This is a genomic window from Dyella soli, from assembly GCF_054482295.1.
Window position 1 is genome coordinate 1835617 of the sequence record NZ_JBTFFU010000001.1, and the last position, 21210, is coordinate 1856826.

Annotated in this window: 22 protein-coding genes; 11 read left to right on the plus strand and 11 right to left on the minus strand. The window is 66.7% G+C overall.

The window, feature by feature from the left end; genetic code table 11:
- Positions 1-48 precede the first annotated feature (48 nt).
- The 4 genes from ACXU4B_RS08480 to pilG all read right to left on the minus strand — a co-directional run bounded on the left by ACXU4B_RS08480 (position 49) and on the right by pilG (position 3500).
- Positions 49-2079: a methyl-accepting chemotaxis protein gene (locus tag ACXU4B_RS08480; RefSeq protein WP_131409551.1), complete on the minus strand. Its 2031-nt coding sequence runs from the start codon at positions 2077-2079 to the stop codon at positions 49-51.
- A gap of 114 nt (positions 2080-2193) precedes the next feature.
- Positions 2194-2733, minus strand: coding sequence for a chemotaxis protein CheW (locus ACXU4B_RS08485; protein WP_131409553.1), 540 nt, complete (start codon positions 2731-2733; stop codon positions 2194-2196).
- A gap of 7 nt (positions 2734-2740) precedes the next feature.
- Positions 2741-3112 carry a response regulator gene (locus ACXU4B_RS08490; protein ID WP_131409555.1) on the minus strand — a complete coding sequence of 124 codons (372 nt, stop codon included), beginning with the start codon at positions 3110-3112 and terminating at the stop codon, positions 2741-2743.
- Between the two features lie 31 nt (positions 3113-3143).
- Complete coding sequence (gene pilG / locus ACXU4B_RS08495) at positions 3144-3500, minus strand: twitching motility response regulator PilG (protein WP_114238650.1); 357 nt, start codon at positions 3498-3500, stop codon at positions 3144-3146.
- 469 nt (positions 3501-3969) lie between these two features.
- Between pilG and gshB the strand changes: the two genes are divergently transcribed.
- The 6 genes from gshB to ACXU4B_RS08525 all read left to right on the plus strand — a co-directional run bounded on the left by gshB (position 3970) and on the right by ACXU4B_RS08525 (position 9766).
- Positions 3970-4947, plus strand: coding sequence for a glutathione synthase (gshB, locus tag ACXU4B_RS08500; RefSeq protein ID WP_131409557.1), 978 nt, complete (start codon positions 3970-3972; stop codon positions 4945-4947).
- The gene (locus ACXU4B_RS08505; RefSeq protein ID WP_240734049.1) at positions 4944-5810 is read left to right on the plus strand and encodes an energy transducer TonB; all 867 of its coding nucleotides are present in this window, start codon (positions 4944-4946) and stop codon (positions 5808-5810) included. Before gshB ends, ACXU4B_RS08505 begins: the two co-directional genes overlap by 4 nt.
- 107 nt (positions 5811-5917) lie before the next feature.
- Complete coding sequence (locus ACXU4B_RS08510; protein ID WP_131409559.1) at positions 5918-6493, plus strand: YqgE/AlgH family protein; 576 nt, start codon at positions 5918-5920, stop codon at positions 6491-6493.
- Positions 6490-6930, plus strand: a complete 441-nt coding sequence (gene ruvX, locus ACXU4B_RS08515) for a Holliday junction resolvase RuvX (protein ID WP_131409561.1) — start codon at positions 6490-6492, stop codon at positions 6928-6930. The genes ACXU4B_RS08510 and ruvX overlap by 4 nt, the downstream gene beginning before the upstream one ends.
- 26 nt (positions 6931-6956) lie before the next feature.
- Complete coding sequence (locus ACXU4B_RS08520; protein WP_131409563.1) at positions 6957-7883, plus strand: aspartate carbamoyltransferase catalytic subunit; 927 nt, start codon at positions 6957-6959, stop codon at positions 7881-7883.
- Positions 7884-8002: 119 nt separating this feature from the next.
- A complete protein-coding gene (locus tag ACXU4B_RS08525) occupies positions 8003-9766 on the plus strand; it encodes a hypothetical protein (RefSeq protein ID WP_131409565.1) in 1764 nt (587 codons plus the stop codon).
- 57 nt (positions 9767-9823) lie between these two features.
- Here the strand turns inward: ACXU4B_RS08525 and ACXU4B_RS08530 are convergent, their stop codons facing one another.
- Positions 9824-10567: an MHYT domain-containing protein gene (locus ACXU4B_RS08530; protein ID WP_131409567.1), complete on the minus strand. Its 744-nt coding sequence runs from the start codon at positions 10565-10567 to the stop codon at positions 9824-9826.
- 62 nt (positions 10568-10629) lie between these two features.
- The gene (locus ACXU4B_RS08535; protein WP_131409569.1) at positions 10630-11403 is read right to left on the minus strand and encodes a hypothetical protein; all 774 of its coding nucleotides are present in this window, start codon (positions 11401-11403) and stop codon (positions 10630-10632) included.
- A gap of 376 nt (positions 11404-11779) precedes the next feature.
- Here ACXU4B_RS08535 and ACXU4B_RS08540 point away from each other — a divergent pair, with 376 nt between their 5' ends.
- Positions 11780-12142, plus strand: coding sequence for a BON domain-containing protein (locus ACXU4B_RS08540; RefSeq protein WP_131409571.1), 363 nt, complete (start codon positions 11780-11782; stop codon positions 12140-12142).
- 85 nt (positions 12143-12227) lie between these two features.
- On the opposite strand, the gene ACXU4B_RS08545 is transcribed toward ACXU4B_RS08540, so the two are convergent.
- Both ACXU4B_RS08545 and ACXU4B_RS08550 read right to left on the minus strand, forming a co-directional pair.
- Positions 12228-13394, minus strand: coding sequence for a PilT/PilU family type 4a pilus ATPase (locus ACXU4B_RS08545; protein ID WP_131409573.1), 1167 nt, complete (start codon positions 13392-13394; stop codon positions 12228-12230).
- Between the two features lie 40 nt (positions 13395-13434).
- Complete coding sequence (locus ACXU4B_RS08550) at positions 13435-14472, minus strand: type IV pilus twitching motility protein PilT (protein ID WP_131409575.1); 1038 nt, start codon at positions 14470-14472, stop codon at positions 13435-13437.
- 315 nt (positions 14473-14787) lie between these two features.
- Between ACXU4B_RS08550 and proC the strand changes: the two genes are divergently transcribed.
- From proC to ACXU4B_RS08565, 3 genes are read left to right on the plus strand one after another with little or no spacing between them, the layout of a single operon-like run.
- Positions 14788-15612 (plus strand): pyrroline-5-carboxylate reductase, encoded by an 825-nt coding sequence (gene proC, locus ACXU4B_RS08555; RefSeq protein WP_131409577.1) that lies wholly within the window; start codon positions 14788-14790, stop codon positions 15610-15612.
- Positions 15609-16184, plus strand: coding sequence for a YggT family protein (locus ACXU4B_RS08560; RefSeq protein WP_131409579.1), 576 nt, complete (start codon positions 15609-15611; stop codon positions 16182-16184). The genes proC and ACXU4B_RS08560 overlap by 4 nt, the downstream gene beginning before the upstream one ends.
- Before the next feature lie 47 nt (positions 16185-16231).
- A complete protein-coding gene (locus ACXU4B_RS08565) occupies positions 16232-18307 on the plus strand; it encodes a M13 family metallopeptidase (RefSeq protein ID WP_131409581.1) in 2076 nt (691 codons plus the stop codon).
- 143 nt (positions 18308-18450) lie between these two features.
- Here the strand turns inward: ACXU4B_RS08565 and ACXU4B_RS08570 are convergent, their stop codons facing one another.
- The 3 genes from ACXU4B_RS08570 to pdxH are packed head-to-tail and all read right to left on the minus strand — an operon-like array spanning position 18451 to position 20337.
- Positions 18451-19275: a cobalamin-binding protein gene (locus ACXU4B_RS08570; protein ID WP_131409583.1), complete on the minus strand. Its 825-nt coding sequence runs from the start codon at positions 19273-19275 to the stop codon at positions 18451-18453.
- A 4-nt stretch (positions 19276-19279) separates the two neighbouring features.
- The gene (locus ACXU4B_RS08575) at positions 19280-19717 is read right to left on the minus strand and encodes a secondary thiamine-phosphate synthase enzyme YjbQ (protein WP_131409585.1); all 438 of its coding nucleotides are present in this window, start codon (positions 19715-19717) and stop codon (positions 19280-19282) included.
- 32 nt (positions 19718-19749) lie between these two features.
- Complete coding sequence (gene pdxH / locus ACXU4B_RS08580) at positions 19750-20337, minus strand: pyridoxamine 5'-phosphate oxidase (RefSeq protein WP_131409587.1); 588 nt, start codon at positions 20335-20337, stop codon at positions 19750-19752.
- A 41-nt stretch (positions 20338-20378) separates the two neighbouring features.
- Here pdxH and ACXU4B_RS08585 point away from each other — a divergent pair, with 41 nt between their 5' ends.
- Entirely contained in the window at positions 20379-21209 is an 831-nt protein-coding gene (locus ACXU4B_RS08585) for a kinase (protein ID WP_131409589.1), read from the plus strand.
- Position 21210 lies beyond the last annotated feature (1 nt).

The following is a 21210-nucleotide window of genomic DNA, read 5'->3' on the forward strand; positions in this document are numbered from 1 at the left end:
GTTTGTCACGCAACCGTCGAGGTTGCCCCCTGTGAAAAACGTTTTGTGTCAGCCCGGCAGCTTGAAGTGGGCCACCGAACGCCGCAGGTCACTCGCCAGCTGGGCCAGGTAACCGATCGAGTCGGCCGTCTGGCTTGCGCCCTGCGAGGTCTGCGAGGTGATTTCCTGAATCGCGTTCATCGATACCGAGATGTCCGTTGCAGCGGTCGACTGCTGGCGCGCCTGGGTGGAGATGTTCTGAATCAGCGCGGACAGGTCGTGCGACACGCGCTCGATGTCACCCAGTGCGCTACCGGCATCTTCCGCCAGGCGGGCACCGGCCACCACTTCCGCGGTGGTCTGTTCCATCGAGTTCACCGCTTCGTTGGTGTCGGACTGAATCGTCTGCACCAGCGTTTCGATTCGCTTGGTTGCGCTGGCGGAGCGTTCTGCCAGTCGCTGCACTTCGTCCGCCACCACCGCGAAGCCGCGGCCAGCCTCACCCGCCGACGCTGCCTGGATGGCGGCGTTCAAGGCGAGGATGTTGGTCTGCTCGGCAATGTCGTTGATCAGTTCCACGATCGAGCCGATTTCCTGCGAGGACTCGCCCAGGCGCTTGATGCGCTTGGAGGTTTCCTGGATCTGGTCGCGGATCGAGTCCATGCCCGAGATCGTCTCGCGCACCACTTCGGCGCCGCGCGAGGCGATTTTCACCGAGCGTTCGGCCACGTCGGCCGATTCGGCGGAGTCCTTGGACACGGTATCCATCAGGCTGGCGATCTGGTTGATCGCGGTGGTCGCCGTGCTGATGCGCTGCGCCTGGTGCTGTGCGGATTCGGCCAGGTGGCGCGCGGTGGTCTGCGTTTCCTGGGCCGAGGACGACACCTGCTCGGACGTTTCGTTGATCGTCGTCACCAGGGTGCGCAGCTCGTCGATGGCGTAGTTCACCGAGTCGGCGATGGCGCCCGTGATGTCCTCCGTCACCGTGGTCTTGACCGTCAGGTCACCTTCGGCGAGCGAGCCCATTTCGTCCAGCAGGCGCATGATCGCCTCCTGGTTGCGCTGGTTGAGTTCGGCACTGTCCTGGAAGCGGCGGCGCTGGTCGGTAACGAGCTGGACCACCAGCACGACGATGAAGGCCACTGCGCCGAAGGCACCGAGCACGCCCCACCACACGTTCGGGAACAGGCGGCGCAGCGGCAGCTTGCCGACCTGGTCGGCCAGTTCGTTCGCGCGCAGCAGCACGTTCTGCGAATCCAGCGAGGCCTGGTTGCCGGCCCGCTTCACTTCGCTGAGGTTGCCCGCGGCGCCGACCAGCTTGCCGACCGGGTCCTGCACGTTCTCCCACTGCGACTGCATGTCGGTGAGGATCTTGCGTGCGTTGGTGTCGCCCATCGAGCGCACGCCCACTTCGGTGTTGCCCTCGAGCAGGCCCTTGAGCACCGAGCCGTAGAGCTGGCCGTCACGCGCCAGGCCGTCAGCGGCCGGCTGGGAGGCATCGCCACCCTGCAGCACTTCCTGCACTCGGCGGATCATGCGGTCAGCCAGCAGCATCTGGCGCGCGGACGTATAGGTCTGCTCCGCGCTGCCGCCGCGCTGCTGCAGGATGTTCACCACCTGCTCCATGCTCGAGTTGAGCAGGGGCAGTTCGCGCGACAGGGTACCGGCACGCTGCGCCGAGTCGAGCACCAGGGCCTTGTTGGACAGGATCTTGCCGATGTCGGCGTCGAGCTGGCCCCAGGCATTGGACAACGCGGCGACGGCACGACCGGCCGGCGTGGCGTTGTTGTCGGCATACGGCTGCATGCCGCTCTTGTCGTCGCCCTTGTTCAGGTGCTGCACGGCCGAGTCAATGGCATTGCGGTTGGTTTCGAGCTCCTTGAAGGAGTCGACGTTGCCGTCCGCCGCCTCGAGCGCGTATTTGGCGGTCTGCTGCGACAACACCTGGATCTGCGTGGTCAGGGCGATAGCCTGCCGATCCTCGCTGTTCCTGATGTTGAGCATCACGAAGTCCACACCCGCGAATCCGATCGCGATGACCAGCGCAATGATGAGGCCTGTATAGCCCCGCTCCTTGCCCACGCCCCCTGTAGTGCTCATTTCGTTCACCTCGCCCGTCTACACCCCGCCGCCCTTGCCGGCGAAGGCGTCGGATCATCGCCCTGATTCCGGCCGTGTCGCGCCGGTCCTACCCTTGATTGAACAGTTGCCTGGTCAGGCCGCAGCCTGACGGAAGTCCGGTGCGCGCACCAGCTTGCCCATGCTGAACACGGCCAGCCGTGGCTCACCCACGCGATTTTCGACGAACCGCGCCAGGCGCGGGTCGTCTTCCTGCTGCGAAGCCCGGCGCTGCTCGGCATCGACCGTACGCTGGCCGAACACTTCATCCACCATCAGTGCCACGCTGCCTGCGCCCTGGCGCACGACCAGCAGGCGGGTGCGCTCGGTGTGCTGCGTGCGGTCGCCGAACAGGAAGCGTGCCAGGTCGATGACCGGCACCAGGTTGCCGCGAACGTTCGCCACCCCGAGCAGCCAGGCCTGGGTACCCGGCACCGGCGTCAGCGCCGGTACCGCCAGCAACTCGCTGATTTCGTCGATGCCGCTGACGAACAGGCGGCTACCGGCGCGAAAACCGATGCCGCGCCAGAGGCCCGGGGCCTCCAGCTTCTCGGGCGTATCGGAAGCGTGCGCCAGCGAGAGTCGTTCGTAACGGGCCAGTATTTCGAAGGGCGAGAGCGTGGCGGTCTGGCTCATCATCGCCTCAGGCCGCGCTCGGCAGCAGGTCGTTGATGCAGGCCAGCAGATCCTTCTCGTTGACCGGCTTGGTGATGAAGGCGCGCGCACCCTGGCGCAGGCCCCACACGCGGTCGGTCTCCATCGATTTGGTGGTGATCATGACGATGGGCACGGCGGACGTCACCGGGTCACGCGTGAGCGTGCGCGTCGCCTGGAAGCCATTCATACCGGGCATGATGACGTCCATGATGACCAGGTCGGGCAGCTGCGCGCGCACGCGCTCGATGCCTTCCTCGGCGTTGCCGACAGAGTCGACCTGGTAACCCGCGCGTTCGAGCAGCGTGGTGAACACGCGCACGTCGGTCGGCGAGTCGTCGATAATGAGAATATTGGCCACAGGTCCCCCTCAGACCCTGTAGTCGCCGGTATTACACCGTGCTGACATGTCGATGGATGGCACCCAACAGTTCATCTCGCGTGAACGGTTTGGTCAGATATTGTTCCGCGCCCACGATGCGCCCGCGAGCCTTGTCGAAGAGACCGTCCTTCGAGCTGAGCATGATGACCGGCGTGCCGCGGAACTGCGGATTGTTCTTGATGAGCGCGCAGGTCTGATAGCCGTCGAGGCGCGGCATCATGATGTCGACGAAGATGATCGCAGGCTTCTGGTCGGAGATCTTGGCGAGCGCCTCGAAGCCGTCCACGGCGGTCAGCACGTCGCAACCCTCTTTTTTAAGCAAGGTTTCGGCTGTGCGCCGGATGGTCTTGGAGTCATCGATAACCATGACCTTCAGACCGGCCAGGCCATTTCCACTGGTATTCAAGTTCACAACACCCCCCTGCGACCCGCCCCAGGCTCAGGTAAATCGCGCAGCTGCCGGCACCAGGCCGTCAGCCACATAAATGGTCCGAAAAACGCAAAGTTTCCTACGACACCGATCAACTCAGCCGGCAGGCACTCTGCGTTGCTGTTTACCGCCTGCCCGACGTGACGTCAAGCTGAAATCTCATGTGAAGCGCCTTGCGTCGTTGAATTGGGCGATCCGTCGACGCCTTTGCATGCCCTTCCATCGACCCGTGCAGCCGGTCGCTTGCGTCGCTTGCCGACCTGCCGCCACCGGCGCCGGGTCGCCCCGGAGGCGCAGGAAACCCCTGAGCGGGCACCTGGGCCGCGTCTCGACATACACTCGCACGCTCTCGCCTGGTCAGTGCCGGGCGGGGATCGTGAACTGGATCTACTACCGGAGAATGACGATGACCCTTTCGGTCGCCGTGCTGATGGACCCGATCGGTTGCATCAAGATCGCCAAGGACACCACCTTCGCCATGCTGCTGGAAGCGCAACGGCGCGGGCACCGGCTGTTCTACATGGAACAGGGCGACCTGGCGGCGCGCAGCGGCGAACCGTGGGCCCGGCTGGCCCCGCTCTCGGTGCGGGACGACGCGTCCGGCTGGTTCATGCTCGAGGAGCCGCGCTGGCGCGACCTGCGCGAGATGGACGTGGTGCTCATGCGCAAGGACCCGCCGGTCGACGCCCAGTTCGTCTACGACACCATGGTGGCCGAGCTGGCCGAGCGCGCCGGCGTCACCGTGGTCAACCGCCCCCAGGCCCTGCGCGACTGCAACGAGAAACTGTTCGCGATGCATTTTCCGCAGTGCATGGCCCCCACCCTGGTCTCCCGCGATGCCGCCGACCTGCGTGCGTTTGTGGCGACCCATGGCGAAGTCGTGCTCAAGCCGCTGGACGGCATGGGCGGGCGCGGCATCTTCCGGGTCAGCGCGGGCGACAGCAACCTCAACTCCATGCTGGAGACCCTGATCGCCGCCGGCCCGCACGGGGCGCATCGCCAGTTCACCATGGTGCAGAAATACATTCCCGAGATCACCTCGGGCGACAAGCGCATCCTCGTCATCGATGGCGAAGCGGTGCCCTACGCCCTGGCCCGCATCCCGCAGGGCAGCGACTTCCGCGGCAACCTGGCCGCGGGCGGGCGCGGCGTCGGCGTGCCGCTGAGCGACCGCGACCGCTGGATCGTTTCCCAGATTGCCCCCGAATTGCGCCGTCGCGGGCTGGTGTTCGTCGGGCTGGACGTGATCGGCGACTACCTCACCGAGATCAACGTCACATCGCCGACCTGTGCGCGCGAACTGGACGCCCAGTTCGGGCTTAATATTGCCGGCCAGTTGTTCGACGTCATCGAGCACACCCGAACCGGAACCCGCGCTGCGTGAGCCAACCTGCTGTCCGCACCGGTGCCGACATGATCGGCGCCACCCTGCTTTTCTCCCTGTTGCTGCATGGCGTGCTGGTGCTCGGCATCACCTTCACCTATGTGAAGGCGAAGCCGGGCCTGCCCACGCTCGACGTGACCCTGGTGGACGTGGCCAACCGCGAGGCGCCCGACAAGGCCGACTTCCTGGCCCAGGCCAACAACAGCGGCGGCGGCGAAAGCGACAAGGCGGCGCGGCCGTCGCAGCTGGTGTCCGGCCCCATCCCCAAGGCGGATGCCGGCGTCGCGCCGCAGCCGGTCGAGGCGAGCGCGCCGCGCCCGCAGGAGGCCACCCCGGACAAGCTGCTCACCACCACCGGCAACAGCCGGCTGAGCGTGAACACCAGCAGCGCCAGGCTGGAGCAGACGCCGCAGGACCTCCCCGAATCGCCCAGCGAGATCCGGCGCAAGCAGGAAATGGCGCAGCTCGCCGCCGAAGTGCGCGACCGCAACGAGCAGTACGCCAAGCGCCCGAAGAAAAAGTTCATCTCGGCCAACACCAAGGAATACGCCTATGCCGCCTATATGCGCGGCTGGGTCGACCGGGTGGAGCGCGTGGGCAACCTCAATTACCCCAACGAGGCGCGCCGCCGCGGACTGCATGGCGACGTGCTGCTGACGGTGACCCTCGGCCGCGACGGCTCGGTCAAGGCGATCGAGGTGGTGCATAGCTCGGGCCAACCGCTGCTGGATGCTGCCGCGCAGCGCATCGTGCGCCTGGCCGCGCCGTTTCCCACGGTGCCCGAGGACAAGGACCACATCGACGAGCTGAACATCACGCGCACCTGGCAATTCACGCCCAACGACGTGTTGCGCAGCCGCTGATCCGGCCGGCCAGCTCTCACGACGCATTCACGCCATGCGCGCGGCGGGCGAAAGATCATCGACGATCGCGCTATGGGGTGGCAGCGAACAGGTTCTACAATGGCGGCATGATCGCCTCCATCCCCCAACCGCCATCGCTAGCCGGCCATTTCCTGATTGCCATGCCCAGCCTGGCGGAACCGCCGTTCTCGCGTGGCGTGGCCTTCATCTGCCAGCACGATGAAGACGGTGCCGTGGGACTGCTGGTGAACCAGCTATCCGAATACCGCCTGGGCGACGTGCTGGCCCAGATGAAGCTCGACTGCAACGACCTCGAGCTCGCCGACGCCGCCGTGCTGATCGGGGGCCCGGTGGACCAGGAGCGCGGCTTCGTGCTGCATCGCGAACCGGGCCACTGGGAGTCGAGCTACCGCATCAATGGCGACTGGTCGGTCACCACCTCGCGCGACATCCTGGTGGCCATGGCCAATGGCGAGGGCCCGCGCCTGGCGGTGATGGCGCTGGGCTACGCCGGCTGGAGCGCCGGCCAGCTGGAGCAGGAACTGAAGGACAACACCTGGCTCACCGTCGAGGCCAGCGAGCGCGTGGTGTTCCATACGCCGCTGGAGGAGCGCTGGAGCGCGGCCGCCGGCCTGGTCGGGGTGGACCCGCTGCAGTTGCCCGGCTACGCGGGACACGCATGAGCTGTGTGTTCGGTTTCGACTACGGCAGCCGCCTGCTCGGCGTGGCCGTGGGCAACCGCTTCACCGGCAGCGCGCGCGCCATCGCCGCCATCGCCGTGCGCGACGGCGATCCCGACTGGACCCGACTCGACGCGCTGCGCCGGGAATGGATGCCTGACACCCTCGTGGTCGGCCTGCCCCTCACGCTGGACGGCGAGGAGCAGCCCGCCAGTCGCGGCGCCCGCCGCCTGGCCGACAAGCTGGGCCAGCGCTACGGCCTGCCGGTCGAGCTGGCCGACGAGCGCCACAGCTCGCGCGAGGCAGCGCAGCGTTTTGCCAGTGCGCGCGCCGCGGGGCTGAAGAAACGCCGCGATGCTGCCACCATCGACGCCGAAGCCGCCGCCGTGATCCTGGAGCGCTGGCTGGCCTCGTCTCCGCCCGCGGCCCTCGACCGCTAACCCGCCCACCTGACGACCCGCCCCTCATGAGCCAACGCCTGCGCCATCTCACCACGCTGGAAAACCTGCCCCGCGCCACCATCGAGCGCCTGCTCGATCGCGCGGAAACCATGCGGGATGGCTGCGCCCACGGCACGCGCAAGCTCGACCTGCTGAGCGGCCGCACCATCCTCAACCTGTTCTTCGAGCCGTCGACGCGCACCCGCACCTCGTTCGAGCTGGCGGCGCGCAGGCTCGGTGCCGACGTGATCAATTTCGATATCGGCTTCTCCTCCACCAGCAAGGGCGAGGAGCTGTTCGACACGCTGCACACGCTCGAAGCGATGCACCTTGACGCCATCGTGGTGCGCCACAAGGTCTCGGGCACGCCCGAAGAACTGGTGCGCCACGCCATGAGTGGCGTCTCGGTGATCAATGCCGGCGACGGCAACCGCGCGCACCCCACCCAGGGCCTGCTCGACGTGCTCACCATCCGCCAGCATCGCCCGGACTTCAGCAAGCTCACCGTGGTGATCTGCGGCGACGTGAAGCACTCGCGCGTGGCGCGCTCGGACGTGCATGCGCTGACCGCCATGGGCGCGAAGGAAATCCGCCTGTGCGCACCGCGCGCCCTGATGCCCGAGGCGGAGGAGTTTCCCGGTTGCGTCATCACCGACGACTTCGATGCCGCGGTCGAAGGCGCCGACGTGGTGATCATGCTGCGCCTGCAAAAGGAGCGCATGGTGGCCACCGACCTGCCCGACGAGGCCGCCTACTTCACCCGCTATGGCCTCGACAACCGCCGCCTGGAGCGCGCGGCCAAGGGTGCGCTGGTGATGCATCCGGGCCCGCTCAACCGCGGCATCGAGATCGCCACGGAAGTGGCCGACGGGCCGCAATCGCGCATCCTCGAACAGGTGGGCAACGGCGTGTTCGTGCGCATGGCCGTGCTGGCCGAGGTCCTCGGTCGCTGAAGCGGCGGGCCCGTCCGGGCCCGCAACCCCGGCGGCTGCCGGCCCAGGTGCACCGCGGCACCGGCCGAATGCGGGCATAATGTGCGCCGCAACATCACATCTGAATCAAGGGAATAGACATGCGATCGACGATGCGCTTCGTGGCGCTGGGCTTCGCCGGCGTGCTGCTGGCTGCATGCCATCACAAAGACAAGGACGCTCCGCTTGCTTTCGTACCGGCCGACACGCCTTACGTGGTGGCCAACCTCGACGTGCTGGACGACGACACCCGCAAGGCGCTGCTCGCGCAGGCCAACGCCCAGCTGCCCGCGCAGCTGGTGCAGCTCAAGGCCAGCGCGGATGAAATGGACGACAGGGATCCGGACTCGGCGCGCCTGCTCCGGGCGATCATTGCCGAGCTCGACGGCAGGACCATCGAGTCGTTTGCGCAGAATGCAGGCCTCAACATCAAGGGTCGCTCGGCCTTCTACGGCCTCGGGCTGTCGCCCGTGGTCCGCTTCGAACTGATCGACCCGAAGGCCTTCGACGCCTTCGTGGCGCGCCTCGAAAAGGCTTATGGCAAGGCGTTCGACACCGCCACCATCGGCGCCCAGAGCTATCGCAGGCATGTGTCCGCGGAGACCGGCCTGCAGGTCATCATCGCGGTCATCGGCAAGCAGGCCGTGGCCACGATGCTGCCCGCCGACGCGTCGGAGGCCACGCTTCGCCTGGCCATCGGCATGGACCGCCCGGCCAAGAACCTGCAGGACGACGGTCGCCTGGACAAACTCGCCAAAGCCAAGGACTACAAGCCCTGGGCCATCGGTGAGCTCGACCTGGCGCGCGCGCTGCCGCTTGCGCTCGGCGGCAAGGACCCGATGTTCAATGCGCTGCGCAAGGCGCGTGCCGAGGCCGAATCGGCCCGCACCGGCGAGCCGGTGGCCAACCAGCTGCAGGTGACGCCAAGCTGCGAAGGTGAGGCCGCGCGCATCGCCACGCGCATCCCGTCGGTCAGCTTTGGCTATACCAGGCTCGACGAAAAGCACCAGGACCTGCGCTGGGACATGGCGCTGGCCGACGACATCACCAAGGCCTTCTCCGGCCTGAAGGTGGAGCTGCCGGGCCTCGGCGGCGCCAGCGCCGCACCGTTCGATCTCAGCCTCGCCCTGCCGGTGGCGCAGCTGCGCGCGTTCCTGGGCGCACAGGCCGACGCCGTGGCAGCCAAGCCGTTTGCCTGCCCTGCCCTGGCCGACCTCAACGACGGCTTCGCCAAGATCGGCTCGCTGTCGCAGCAGGCGGCGGTGCCGCCGGTGGGCGACCTGCTCGGCGTGCGCGTGGCGCTGGACAGCTTCGATGCGAGCCATGCCGAAGAGCTGCCGAAGTTCAGCGGCCGCATCCTGGTCGGAACCTCGAACCCGGCTGCGCTGCTGGCCATGGGCCAGATGCTGAGCCCCAGCCTGGCCCAGCTCAAGGTCACCAACGACGGCAAGCCGGTCGCCCTGCCCGCGGACTTCACCGCACCACTGGGTACACCGGTGTGGGTCGCCATGGGTCCGAAGGCGCTGGCACTGGCCGTGGGCCCGGGCGAAGACGGCAAGCTCGGCGAAACGCTGGGTGCGCGGACCGGTGATGCCGGCCGCCTGGGTCGCCTGCACGTCAATGGCGACATGTACGTCGCATGGGCCAACGCGATGGCGCAGAGGGCCGAGCGCATGGCCGAACTGGCGGCCTCCACCCCGGCTGACAACCCCGATGCCGCGGCCGCGGCGAAAGCCAATGCCGCGGGGTCCAGGGCGCAGATCGAGACGATGCGGGCCGACGCCGCACGCATCAAGGCGATCGGTGGCGACGCGATCATGGCCAGCGATGGCCTGGTGGTCACCTACCAGACCGAACTGAAGTAACTCCGGCAGCGCAGCGACGACACCAACGGGGCGCCCTGGCGCCCCGTTTTCATTGCATCAGATGGAAAGCGCCGCCCGCCGGTACTGGCGCACGATGCTCAGGCCCAGTGCCAGCACCAGCAACACCATCACGATGACGAAGATCACCAGGCCCAGGTGGTCGCCGCGCAGGCCCTGGTCGAAACCGGCCGGCAGCATGTCGCCCTGGCTGAAGGTTACGGCGGCCATGCCCGTGTAATGCATGCCGCAAACGGCGGCGCCCATCACCAGCGCGCTGCCCAGCATCTGCAGCTTGCCGCGCAGGTTGAAAGCGAGCCACAGCGCCGCCATCGACGCCACGATGGCCACGGCCACCGACAACGCCACGAGCCAGATGTCATAGGTCACCTGCGCCGACATCAGCATCGCCGACATGCCCAGGTAATGCATGCCCGCCACGCCCAGGCCCATCAGCGTGCCCGCGCCCAGCAGGTGGATCCAGCGGAAGTGGGCGCTGCCGGCAATCGCCAGCCCGAGCGAGCACGTCACCACGGCGATCAGCGCGGAAATGGCGGTAAGGACCGCGTCATAGGTCGCTTGCGCGCCGATGCTGCAGGCGAGCATGGCAATGAAGTGCATGGCCCAGATGGCGCCGCCGCCCATGGCCATGCCGGAGGCGAGGGTGGCGCCCCACCGCTGTCCGGGCGTGCGCGCCAACGGAATGCCGAGCGCAAACTGCAGCGCAGTAAAAGAACCCAATACCGACACGGCGTACGACAGACCAACCAACATGTAGTTGTAATGCTGATGCATGTCCTGCATGAAATCCCTCCGTCGAATCGATTGCCCAGGCCCCATGAAGCGCGGCGACATGGCCGCAGCCCTCACGGAGCAAGTTCGAACACACACTCCGGCGAACCGTGGCAGTGGCAGCTGACCTCGTTGACCGCCGGCATGGCGCTGGTCACGGCGTCGGCCAGCAGCCCCTCGATGAAGCCGCAGAAAAAGCGGTCGCCCGACAGGCCGCCCGGCTGGCATAGCGGGCAGCCGCGGATATGCAGCTGCTCGCCGCGCAAGTCTGCGGCGACCAGTTCGCGCAGGGCCGGCAGGGCGATGCGGCGGAGTGCATCGCCGACCGGCAGCCGCGCGCCCAGCGCAAAGTCACGGCGGAACACCCAGGCGCCCGCCCGCCGGCCAGCGAGATGCAGCGAGGCCTCCCGCGTCTCGGCGTTGACGGCGTACTCGAGATTGATCAGCCACGGAAAAATCCGCGGGTAGTCCTTGGCGAGGTTGGGCAACATCCGCTCGACCCGCGCGACATCGGCCCCGGACGGCATGCCGAAACCCAGCGCGCGTGGCACACCGTGCACCCGCTCCGGCTCGACCACCACCTCATGGACCGGCGGCACGGCGGCCACCTCGGGCAGGCAGCCCGTGGACTCGTAGCGAATCACCCTGGGATGTGCGCCCAGTGCGCCCTCGAGCGCGGCCCGACGCTCGTCGGGCCCGCGCAAAACCAGCGTAAGACTCGTGCCCCGTGCATCCGGCTGCAGTCGTTGGCGCACCAGCACGTGGTCGTGCTCGCTGACGATGCGGCCCAGTTCCACCAGCAAGCCTTCCCGGCGTTCGGATAGCAACCGAACTTCCAACTCGGCCATGACTCCCCCCGAAATCAAGCCCGTGACTCAATGTTTTCTTCGAACAATGTGCCGGATGACCGGACGTTTCACAAGAGATTTACCGACACCAGAAACGCTCGCGGTTTACGCGTGCGCAAACGTCATGCTGGCGTCAGCCACGGCGTTGCGGGGCGCCGGAAAATGCGGCTTGCGTCACATGCCGCGTGCAGCTTCTTTCGAACAGCCAGCGAACGCCAAAAACACCCGCCCTTCGCAATCGTAATCGCGCACTGAACAGTTCCGGCCACCAGCCATCGGTGATTCATGTGCCGGCTGCTTCCATGGATCCACGGAGGCTACGACCTCGTGGCAACCGTCTGTCCCTGACAGAGCTCCCCAACCACCGGAGATTCCCATGCGTACGAACAACCTGTTTCGCAAGACGCTGATCGCCGCCGGCCTCGTTGCCGCCTTCTCGGCCGTACCGTTCGCGCAGGTTGCGGCACAGGACGCAGCGATGAAGTCATCGGACAACCAGACGGTTCCCGACAAGACGGCCGATGCATGGATCACCACGAAGGTGAAGTCCGAGCTGGCCTCGACCAAGGGCGTCAAGAGCACCGACATCTCGGTGTCCACCATGGACGGCGTGGTGAACCTGACCGGTACCGCCATCAGCGCCACGGAGAAGGCGAAGGTCGAGCAGGTCGCCAAGAAAGTGAAGGGCGTGAAGAGCGTCGACTCCAGTGGCCTCATGGTCAGCGATACCGCCAAGTAAGCGCTCGCACGCCGCGACTGGCGGCAGCTGAAACAAAGAAGGAGCCCCAAGGGGCTCCTTCTTCTTGCCCGTCCGTCGTAGCGGATCAGCGCCGCAGCAGGCCGCCGCTGAAGTTCTGCGAGTCGCGCGTCTCTTCCAGTTCCACGCCATCCAGGCCTTGCGAAAGCGTGTGCGCGTCGCCGCCCTGCGCGAGCTTGATGCGCAGGCGCACTTCGTTGGAGCTGTCCGCGTGACGCAGGGCGTCCTCGTACGAGATCTCGCCTGCGTGATAGAGCTCGACCAGGCTCTGGTCGAAGGTCTTCATGCCCAGGTTGGTGGATTCCTTCATCACTTCCTTGAGCTTGTGGATCTCGCCCTGGCGGATGTAGTCCTGCACCAGCGGCGTGCCCAGCAGGATTTCGACTGCGACGCGGCGCGCCTTGCCGTCGGGCGTGGGAATCAGCTGCTGCGCGACCACGCCCTTGAGGTTGAGCGACAGGTCCATGAACAACTGCGAGCGACGGTCTTCCGGGAAGAAGTGCAGGATGCGGTCCATCGCCTGGTTGGCGTTGTTCGCATGCAGCGTGCACAGGCACAGGTGACCGGTTTCGGAGAAGTTGATCGCGTGCTCCATCGTCTCGCGCGTACGCACTTCGCCGATCATGATGACGTCGGGCGCCTGGCGCAGCGTGTTCTTCAGCGCGTTGTCCCAGCTGTCGGTATCAATGCCCAGCTCGCGCTGGGTGATGATGCAGCCTTCGTGCTTGTGCACGTATTCGATCGGGTCCTCGATGGTGATGATGTGGCCCGTCGAGTTGGCGTTGCGATAGCCGATCATCGACGCCAGCGAGGTCGACTTACCGGTACCGGTGCCGCCCACGAAGATGATGATGCCGCGCTTGGTCATCGCCAGCTGCTTGATCACCGGCGGCAGGCTCAGTTCCTCGATCGTCGGGATCTTCGACTCGATCCGTCGCAGCACCATGCCCACGCAGTTGCGCTGGTAGAAGCACGACACGCGGAAGCGACCCACGCCCTGTGCCGAAATGGCGAACTGGCATTCGTGGGTCTTTTCAAATTCCTCGCGCTGCGAGGGCGTCATCACGTTCAGCACCATGTCGCGCGACTGCTGCGCGGACAAGGGGCTCTGGGTGATCGGCACCACGCGGCCCTGCACCTTCATCGAGGGCGCCACGCCGGCCGTGATGAACAGGTCCGACGCCTTCTTGTGCACCATCAGTTTCAGGAACGAGGTGAAATCGAAATCACTCATGGCACGGACCCTCTGGGTTTCAACTCAAACGACCAACCGCTTATTTGAAGATGTCCTTGTTGCGCGCATAGCTCGCCGCCTGCTGGCGGGTCACCAGGCCGCGCTTGACCAGGTCCTGCAGGTTCTGGTCCAGCGTCTGCATGCCGTACTGCTGGCCGGTCTGGATGGACGAGTACATCTGCGCCACCTTGTCTTCGCGGATCAGGTTGCGGATGGCCGGGATGCCCACCATGATCTCGTGCGCCGCCAGGCGGCCGCCACCCACCTTCTTCAGCAGCGACTGCGAGATGACGGCGCGCAACGATTCGGACAGCATCGAGCGCACCATCGGCTTTTCGCCGGCGGGGAACACGTCGATGATGCGGTCGATGGTCTTGGCCGCCGAACTCGTATGCAGGGTGCCGAACACCAGGTGGCCGGTTTCCGCGGCGGTCAGCGCCAGGCGGATGGTTTCAAGGTCGCGCAACTCGCCCACCAGGACGTAGTCCGGGTCTTCGCGCAGCGCCGAACGCAGCGCCTCGTTGAAGCCGTGGGTGTCGCGATGCACCTCGCGCTGGTTCACCAGGCACTTCTGCGAGGTATGCACGAATTCGATCGGATCCTCGATGGTGAGGATGTGGCCGTATTCGTTCTTGTTGATGTGGTCGACCATCGCGGCCAGCGTGGTGGACTTGCCCGAGCCGGTCGGGCCGGTGACCAGGATCAGGCCCTGTGGCTGCTCGATCAGCTCGCGGAAGATCGGCGGCGCGCCGAGATCCTCCAGCGTGAGCACCTCGGAGGGAATGGTACGGAACACCGCGCCGGAACCGCGGTTCTGGTTGAAGGCGTTGACACGGAATCGCGCCAGGCCGGGAATCTCGAACGAAAAGTCGACCTCGAGGAATTCCTCGTAGTCGCGGCGCTGCTTGTCCGACATGATGTCGTAGATCAGCGAGTGCACCTGCTTGTGCTCGAGCGCCGGGATGTTGATGCGGCGCACGTCGCCGTCCACACGGATCATCGGCGGCAGGCCGGCGGACAAGTGCAAGTCCGAGGCCTTGTTCTTCACCGAGAAGGCTAGTAGTTCGGCGATATCCATCTGGCGTTCCCCTCAACCCGATCATCTGGATGGCATGCTGCGGCTGACCGCACGGGTGGGGTTATCCATGGACGCGGCACCGCGGCGCAAGCGCACGAATGCCGTCCGAACGGTCCAAACCCGATTCCCCATGCAGCGCGCCGATACTACTCGCGGCAAGGCCCGGGCCACCAGTCTTTCCTAAGCCCTACTGTCGAAAGTGGGAACCGGGTTTGCAGAAGGTCCGCGGCCACGGCGCTGGCACCCGCACTTCCGCCACGGGACGGCCAGCCCCTGGCTCCGGTAAGGTAGCGCCCGCATTGGCGAGGAACCTGCATGGCACGTATTGCATTCATTGGTGGCGGCAACATGGCGCGCAGCCTGATCGGCGGCCTGCTCAAGACCGGCGTGGCCGCCTCTACCCTGACGGTGGCCGAGCCCCGGGCGGACGCACGCCAGGAGCTGGGCCGGGAGTTCGGGGTCGCCTGCTATGCCGAAAACCGCCTCGCCGCGGCCGATGCGGACGTGCTCGTGCTGGCCGTCAAACCGCAGATCATGCCGGCGATCCACACCGAACTGCTGGATATCCTGCCGCGCCGGCGACCGCTGCTGATCTCGGTCGCCGCCGGCGTGCGCATCGACCAGATCGAGCGCTGGTTTGGCCATGCCCTGCCGATCGTGCGCTGCATGCCCAATACGCCGGCCCTGATCGGCGCTGGCGCCAGCGGGCTGTGCGCCAACCGCCGGGTCAGCCCGGAGCAGCGCGCCCTGGCCCAGCACATCATGGGCGCCGTCGGCCTGACCCAGTGGATCGACGACGAATCCCTGATGGACACGGTCACCGCCATCGCCGGCTCCAGCCCGGCCTATTTCTTTGCCCTGGTCGAGGCACTGGAAGACGCCGCCTTCGCCCAGGGCATGCCGCGCGAGGTGGCGCGTGCGCTGGCCGCCCAATCCTGCCTCGGGGCCGGCCGCATGCTGGTCGAAAGCGGCGAGGACCCCGGCGTGCTGCGCCAGCGCGTCACCTCACCCCACGGCACCACGCAAGCCGCCCTGGAAAGTTTTGCCGCCGACCATTTCAGCCAGGTCGTCGCCCATGCCGTGGCCGCCGCCACGCGCCGGGGCGGCGAACTGGCCGCAGCCCTGGATCCTGCCCCGTGAGCTATCTCGTCAACGCCCTGTCGTTCCTGCTGGAACTGGCCTTTGGGGCCGCCGCCGCGCTGTTCGTGCTGCGCCTGCTGGCCGAAGCCAGTCGCGCGGATTTCCACAATCCGCTCAGCCAGTTCGTCTACCGCACCACCAACCCGTTGCTGGCCCCGATCCGGCGGGCCATACCCAACTGGCGCCGCATCAACGTCGCCGCGCTGCTGCTGGTGTGGCTGATCATGCTGGCCAAGCGCGTGGTGCTGTTCGCGCTGACCGGCCTGTTCCCGCATGTCGGCGGCCTGCTGTTGCTGTCGGTAGCCGATACGCTCGACTTCATCCTGATGTTCTACGTGGTGCTGATCTTCATCTGGTCGCTGATGAGCCTGTTCCAGGTCGAGCACTACCATCCGGTCTACCGCCTGGCCGGCAGCCTGATCGATCCCCTGCTGCGCCCGTTGCGCGGCAGGCTGGTCGCCGGCGGCCTCGACTTCGCGCCGTGGGCGGTGATGATCGTGCTGATCCTCGCCCGCCTGCTGCTGGTGTCGCCGCTGGCTGACCTGGGTACGCGCCTGGCCATGGGCCTCTGAGCTTTCCTGTCCGCCTGCCTGCCTTTCCCACCCACGGAAGTCCCGCCATGAACACGACTTCGCCTTCCTTCCGCCGCTGCCTGCTTGCGCTCGGCATCGCCGCCAGCATGTCCTGCGCCTGGGCCGCCGACACCGCGACCACGGCCGCACCGCCGGCGGTGAAACCCGACGTGGTGGCCGCCAATATCGACACCACGGTCAAACCCGGCGACGACTTCTTCGCGTTCGCCAACGGCGGCTGGCTGAAGAGCCACCCGATTCCGGCCGCCGAAGTGCAGTGGGGCATCGGCCAGGTCGTGCAGGACGACCTCTACGCGAAGCTGCGCCGGATCAGCGAGGCGGCCGCCGCACAGAAGTCGGCCGCCGCCGGCAGCGACGAGCAGAAGGTCGGCGATTTCTGGACCACCGCCATGGACCAGGCCCTGGCCGACCGGCTGGGACTGTCGCCGCTGAAGGGCGAGCTGGCCCGCATCGACGCCGTGCACGACGTCAATTCGGCGCTGGATGCGGCCTTCGCCCTGCAGCCGCTGGGCGTGGACGTGTTCTTCGACGCCGGCGTCTCGCAGGACGAAAAGGCCAGTGATGTCATGGCCGTCCACCTTGGCCAGGGTGGCCTGGGCCTGCCGGAGCGCGATTACTACTTCAACACCGAACAGGGCGTGGCGAAGGCGCGCGTGGCTTATGTGGAGCACCTGCACCGCATGTTCCGCCTGCTCGGCACGGCCGACGCCGCGGCCCGCCAGAGCGCGACCCAGGTGATGGCTTTCGAGACCGCGCTGGCCAAGGTGTCGCGACCGCTCGCCGAGCTGCGCGATCCGGAGAAGAACTACAACAAGATGTCGCCCGCGGACCTGACCGGCAAATACACACCGGCCATCGCGTGGAACGACCGCCTGCGCGGCTGGAACCTGCAGGCGGGCAGGGTGATCGTCGGCCAGCCGGAGTTTTTCAAGGGCCTGCAGGCCTTGCTCGCCCGGACCCCGCCCTCCGTGCTGCGCGACTACCTGCGCGTGCACCTGGCCGATGCCTATGCCAGCTTCCTGAGCCAGGACATCGACAACGAGCATTTTGATTTCTACCGTCGCGTGCTCGCGGGCCAGAAGGAGCAGAAGCCGCGCTGGAAGCGTGCGATCAACGCCGAAAACATGGCCATGGGCATGATCCTCGGCCGTATCTACGTGAAGGACTATTTCCCGGACAACAGCAAGCAGCGCTACAACGCGATGGTCGAGGCGATCCGCACGGCCTACGGCGAGCGCATCGACCGCCTTGACTGGATGAGCGCCGCAACCAAGGCCAGGGCGCACGAGAAGCTCGCCGCCGTGACCAAGAAGGTGGGTTATCCGGACAAGTGGAAGGACTATTCGGCGCTGGCCATCGGCCGCGAGTCGTATGCGCAGAACATGATGAATGCGCAGCGCTGGGCCTTCAACGACATGGTGTCGAAGTTCGGCAAGCCGGTGGACCGCGCCGAATGGGAAATGACCCCGCAGACCTACAACGCCTACTACAACCCGTCCAACAACGAGATCGTGCTGCCGGCGGCGCAGTTCCTGATCCCCGGGTTTGCCGACAACCAGATCGATGACGCAGTGGTCTACGGCTACGTCGCCGCTTCCACCATCGGGCATGAACTCACCCATGGCTTCGACGATGAGGGACGGCAGTTCGACGCTAAGGGCAACCTGACCGACTGGTGGACCGCGCAGGATGCCGCCCGCTTCAAGCAGCGCGCCGACGTGATGGTGAAGCAGTTCAATGCCTATGAACCGCTGCCCGGCCTGCACATCAACGGCGAGGCGAGCCTGGGCGAGAACATCGCCGATTTCGGCGGCCTGATGATCGGCCTCGATGCGTTCCACAAGACCGAGCAATTCAAGAAGGGCGAGAAGATTGCCGGCTACACGCCGCTGCAGCGATTCTTCCTAGGCTATGCGCTGGGCTGGCTGTCGCAGGAACGTGAAGCGATGCTGCGCCAGTCCCTGCTCAGCGACGTGCATGCACCGGCCAAGTGGCGCGTCAACGGGCCGCTGTCGAATATCCCCGAGTTCTACCAGGCGTTCGACGTGAAGCCGGGCCAGCCGATGTGGCGGCCGGAAACGCAGCGCGTGCGCATCTGGTAATCCGGCGCTGGCCGTCTTGCTGCCCCGGGCCGCCAGGCCCGGGGCAAGCGGCCACCTGGCGCCCGGGCAGTGACGCGAAGTGGGTGCTTCCTGCCTTCCCCGGATACGAACCCGCTTGCCGCACCACGGGCGCACGGGCAGCATCAGCCGCCGCGGCGTTCCACCCACTGCGCAATCACCGCATGCAGCGCGTCGAGCCCGTCGAACAGGGCGGCCGGCCCCGGCTGCAGGATCAGCGGTGACTTGATCTCGTGGATGGCGCCGTCGCGCACCGCCGGGATCGACTCCCAGCCGGTACGCGCGGCCACCTTCTCGGGGCGGAAACGCTTGCCGCACCAGGAGCCGAAGATGATGTCCGGCGCCTGCCGCACGACCTCGCCCGGGTCGGCCAGGATGCGATGCTTCGCCAGCGACTCGGCCGCCATCTGCGGAAACACGTCATCGCCACCGGCGATGCGCACCAACTCGGCCACCCAGCGGATGCCGGTAATCAGCGGGTCGTCCCATTCCTCGAAATAGACGCGCGGACGCTGCCGGAACTGCGCGGCGGCCGCCTGCACCTGCGCGATGTGCTGTTCCGCCTGCCGGGCATAGGCATCGGCCTTGTCCGCCGCGCCGACCATGGCACCGAGCCGGCGGATATACGCCAGGATGCCGTCGACGCCGCGATGGTTGCTGATCCATACCTCGACGCCCGCCTTGATCAGCTCGCGGGCGATATCGGCCTGGATGTCGGAGAAGCCCACCACGAAGTCCGGCTGCAGGGCGAGGATTTCGTCGATCTTGGCGCTGGTGAAGGCCGAGACCTTCGGCTTCTCCTTGCGTGCCCGCGGCGGACGCACGGTAAAGCCGGAAATGCCGACGATGCGATGCTCTTCGCCGAGCGCGTAAAGCACTTCGGTCGGCTCTTCGGTCAGGCAGACGATGCGTTGCGGGTAAGCGTCGGCGTTGCGGTGCTGTTCGGTCACGCGTTCAATGTCCCAGCACGGTCACCGTGATCTTGCGCTGGTGCGGATCAAGGCGGTGCTCCCATAGATAGATGCCCTGCCACGTGCCCAGCTGCACGCGTCCCGCGTGCACGGGCACCACCAGGCTCACGCCGGTCAGCATGGCCCGCACGTGGGCGGGCATGTCGTCCGGGCCTTCCTCGTCGTGGCGGAAGATGGTGTCGCCGTCCGGCACCGCGCGCGTGAGCCAGCGCTCCAGGTCCTCGCGCACGGTCGGGTCGGCGTTTTCGCTGATCAGCAGCGAACAGCTGGTGTGCGGGCTGAAGACATGGGCGATGCCGGTATGCACGCCGCTGGCCGCCACCAGGTCACCGACCTTGTCGGTGATCTCGGTGAAGCCGCGGCCGCGCGTGTGCACGACAAAGCCATTCTGGGCGACGTGATCGGCGGGCGCTGCACGCATGCTTCATGCCTCCCAATGGCGGGGTCGTACGCTCAAGGATAGAGCAGACGGTGGGTCCAGGTCTGGCCGTGACGGCTCCAGCGTTCGCGTTCGTGCAGCCGGAACTCCGCGCCGTACCAGAATTCGACCATGTCCGGCTCCACCACGTAGCCGCCCCAGTGGGGCGGACGCGGCACGTCGCGGCCTTCGAATTCGTGTTCATAGCGCGCGAAGCGCTGGTGAAAGGTCTCGCGGTCGGGCAGCGTCTGCGACTGCAGCGAGGCCCAGGCACCCAGCTGGCTGGCCCGCGGACGGGAGGCGAAGTAGGCGTCCGACTCCTCGGGCAGCAATTTGCGGGCCACGCCTTCGACGCGGACCTGCACGCCTTCGCGCAGCCGCTTCCAGTGAATGCACAGGGCCAGCTGGGCATGCGCCTCGAGCTGGGCACCCTTGTCGCTTTCATAGTTGGTGTAGAAGCGGAAGCCGCGCTCGTCGACGCCCTTGAGCAGCACGATGCGCGAGCTCACGCGGCCCGCGGCATCGACCGTGGCCAGGTTCATCGAGGTAGGCTCGGGTTCCCCTCCCGCAGCGGCCTCGTCCAGCAGTTGCAGAAAGGTGTCGAGAATCTCTTGTTTCAGCATTGGGTCTTGAATCGTGGCGGACGCGCGCCATCATGGCGTACATGTCTCCAGATGCTAGCACGCAGAATTCAACCCTGGCGGGGCACTTGCTGGATCAGTACGCCGGCCGCATCGCCCGTGCCAGGCGCCCCTACCTGCTGGGCCTTTCCGGCCTGCAGGGCAGCGGCAAGAGCACGCTGGCCAGGGAAATGAAGCTGCAGGCCGAGGCACGCGGCTGGGCCGCGGAAGTGCTGTCGCTGGATGACTTCTACTACTCGCGCAGCGAGCGCGAGCTGCTGGCACAGCAGGTCCATCCGCTGCTGCGTACCCGCGGGGTGCCGGGCACCCACGAGATCGAGCTGCTGCTGTCGGTGCTCGCCGCGCTGCCGCAGGCTTCGGAAAAGCTGCCGGTGGACTACCCGCGCTTCGACAAGGGCCGCGACACGCGCATGGCGCCCTCGCGCTGGCCCCGGGTCACGCGTCCGCCCAAGCTGGTGATCCTCGAAGGCTGGGCGCTGGGCGTCCGCCCCCAGCTGCAGTCGGCACTGGACGCACCCGTCAACGAACTGGAGCGCAGCGAAGACCCCGAAGGCGCCTGGCGCCACTGGGTCAACAAGCAGCTGCGCGCCTATCAGCCGCTGTGGCGCAAGCTCGATGCCCTGATCGTGCTGCAGGCACCGCGCTGGGACATCGTGCGCAAGTGGCGCAGCGAGCAGGAGCAGGAACTGCTGGCCCGCCACGCGCCGCTGGCGATGGAGGCCGAAGCGATGGCGCGCTTCCTGGCCCATTTCGAACGCCTGAGCCGCCACGCGCTGGCCACCCTGCCCGAGCTGGCCGATACGATGGTGGAGTACGACGACCACCGCCACGTACTCGCCCTCCACCACGGCTGAT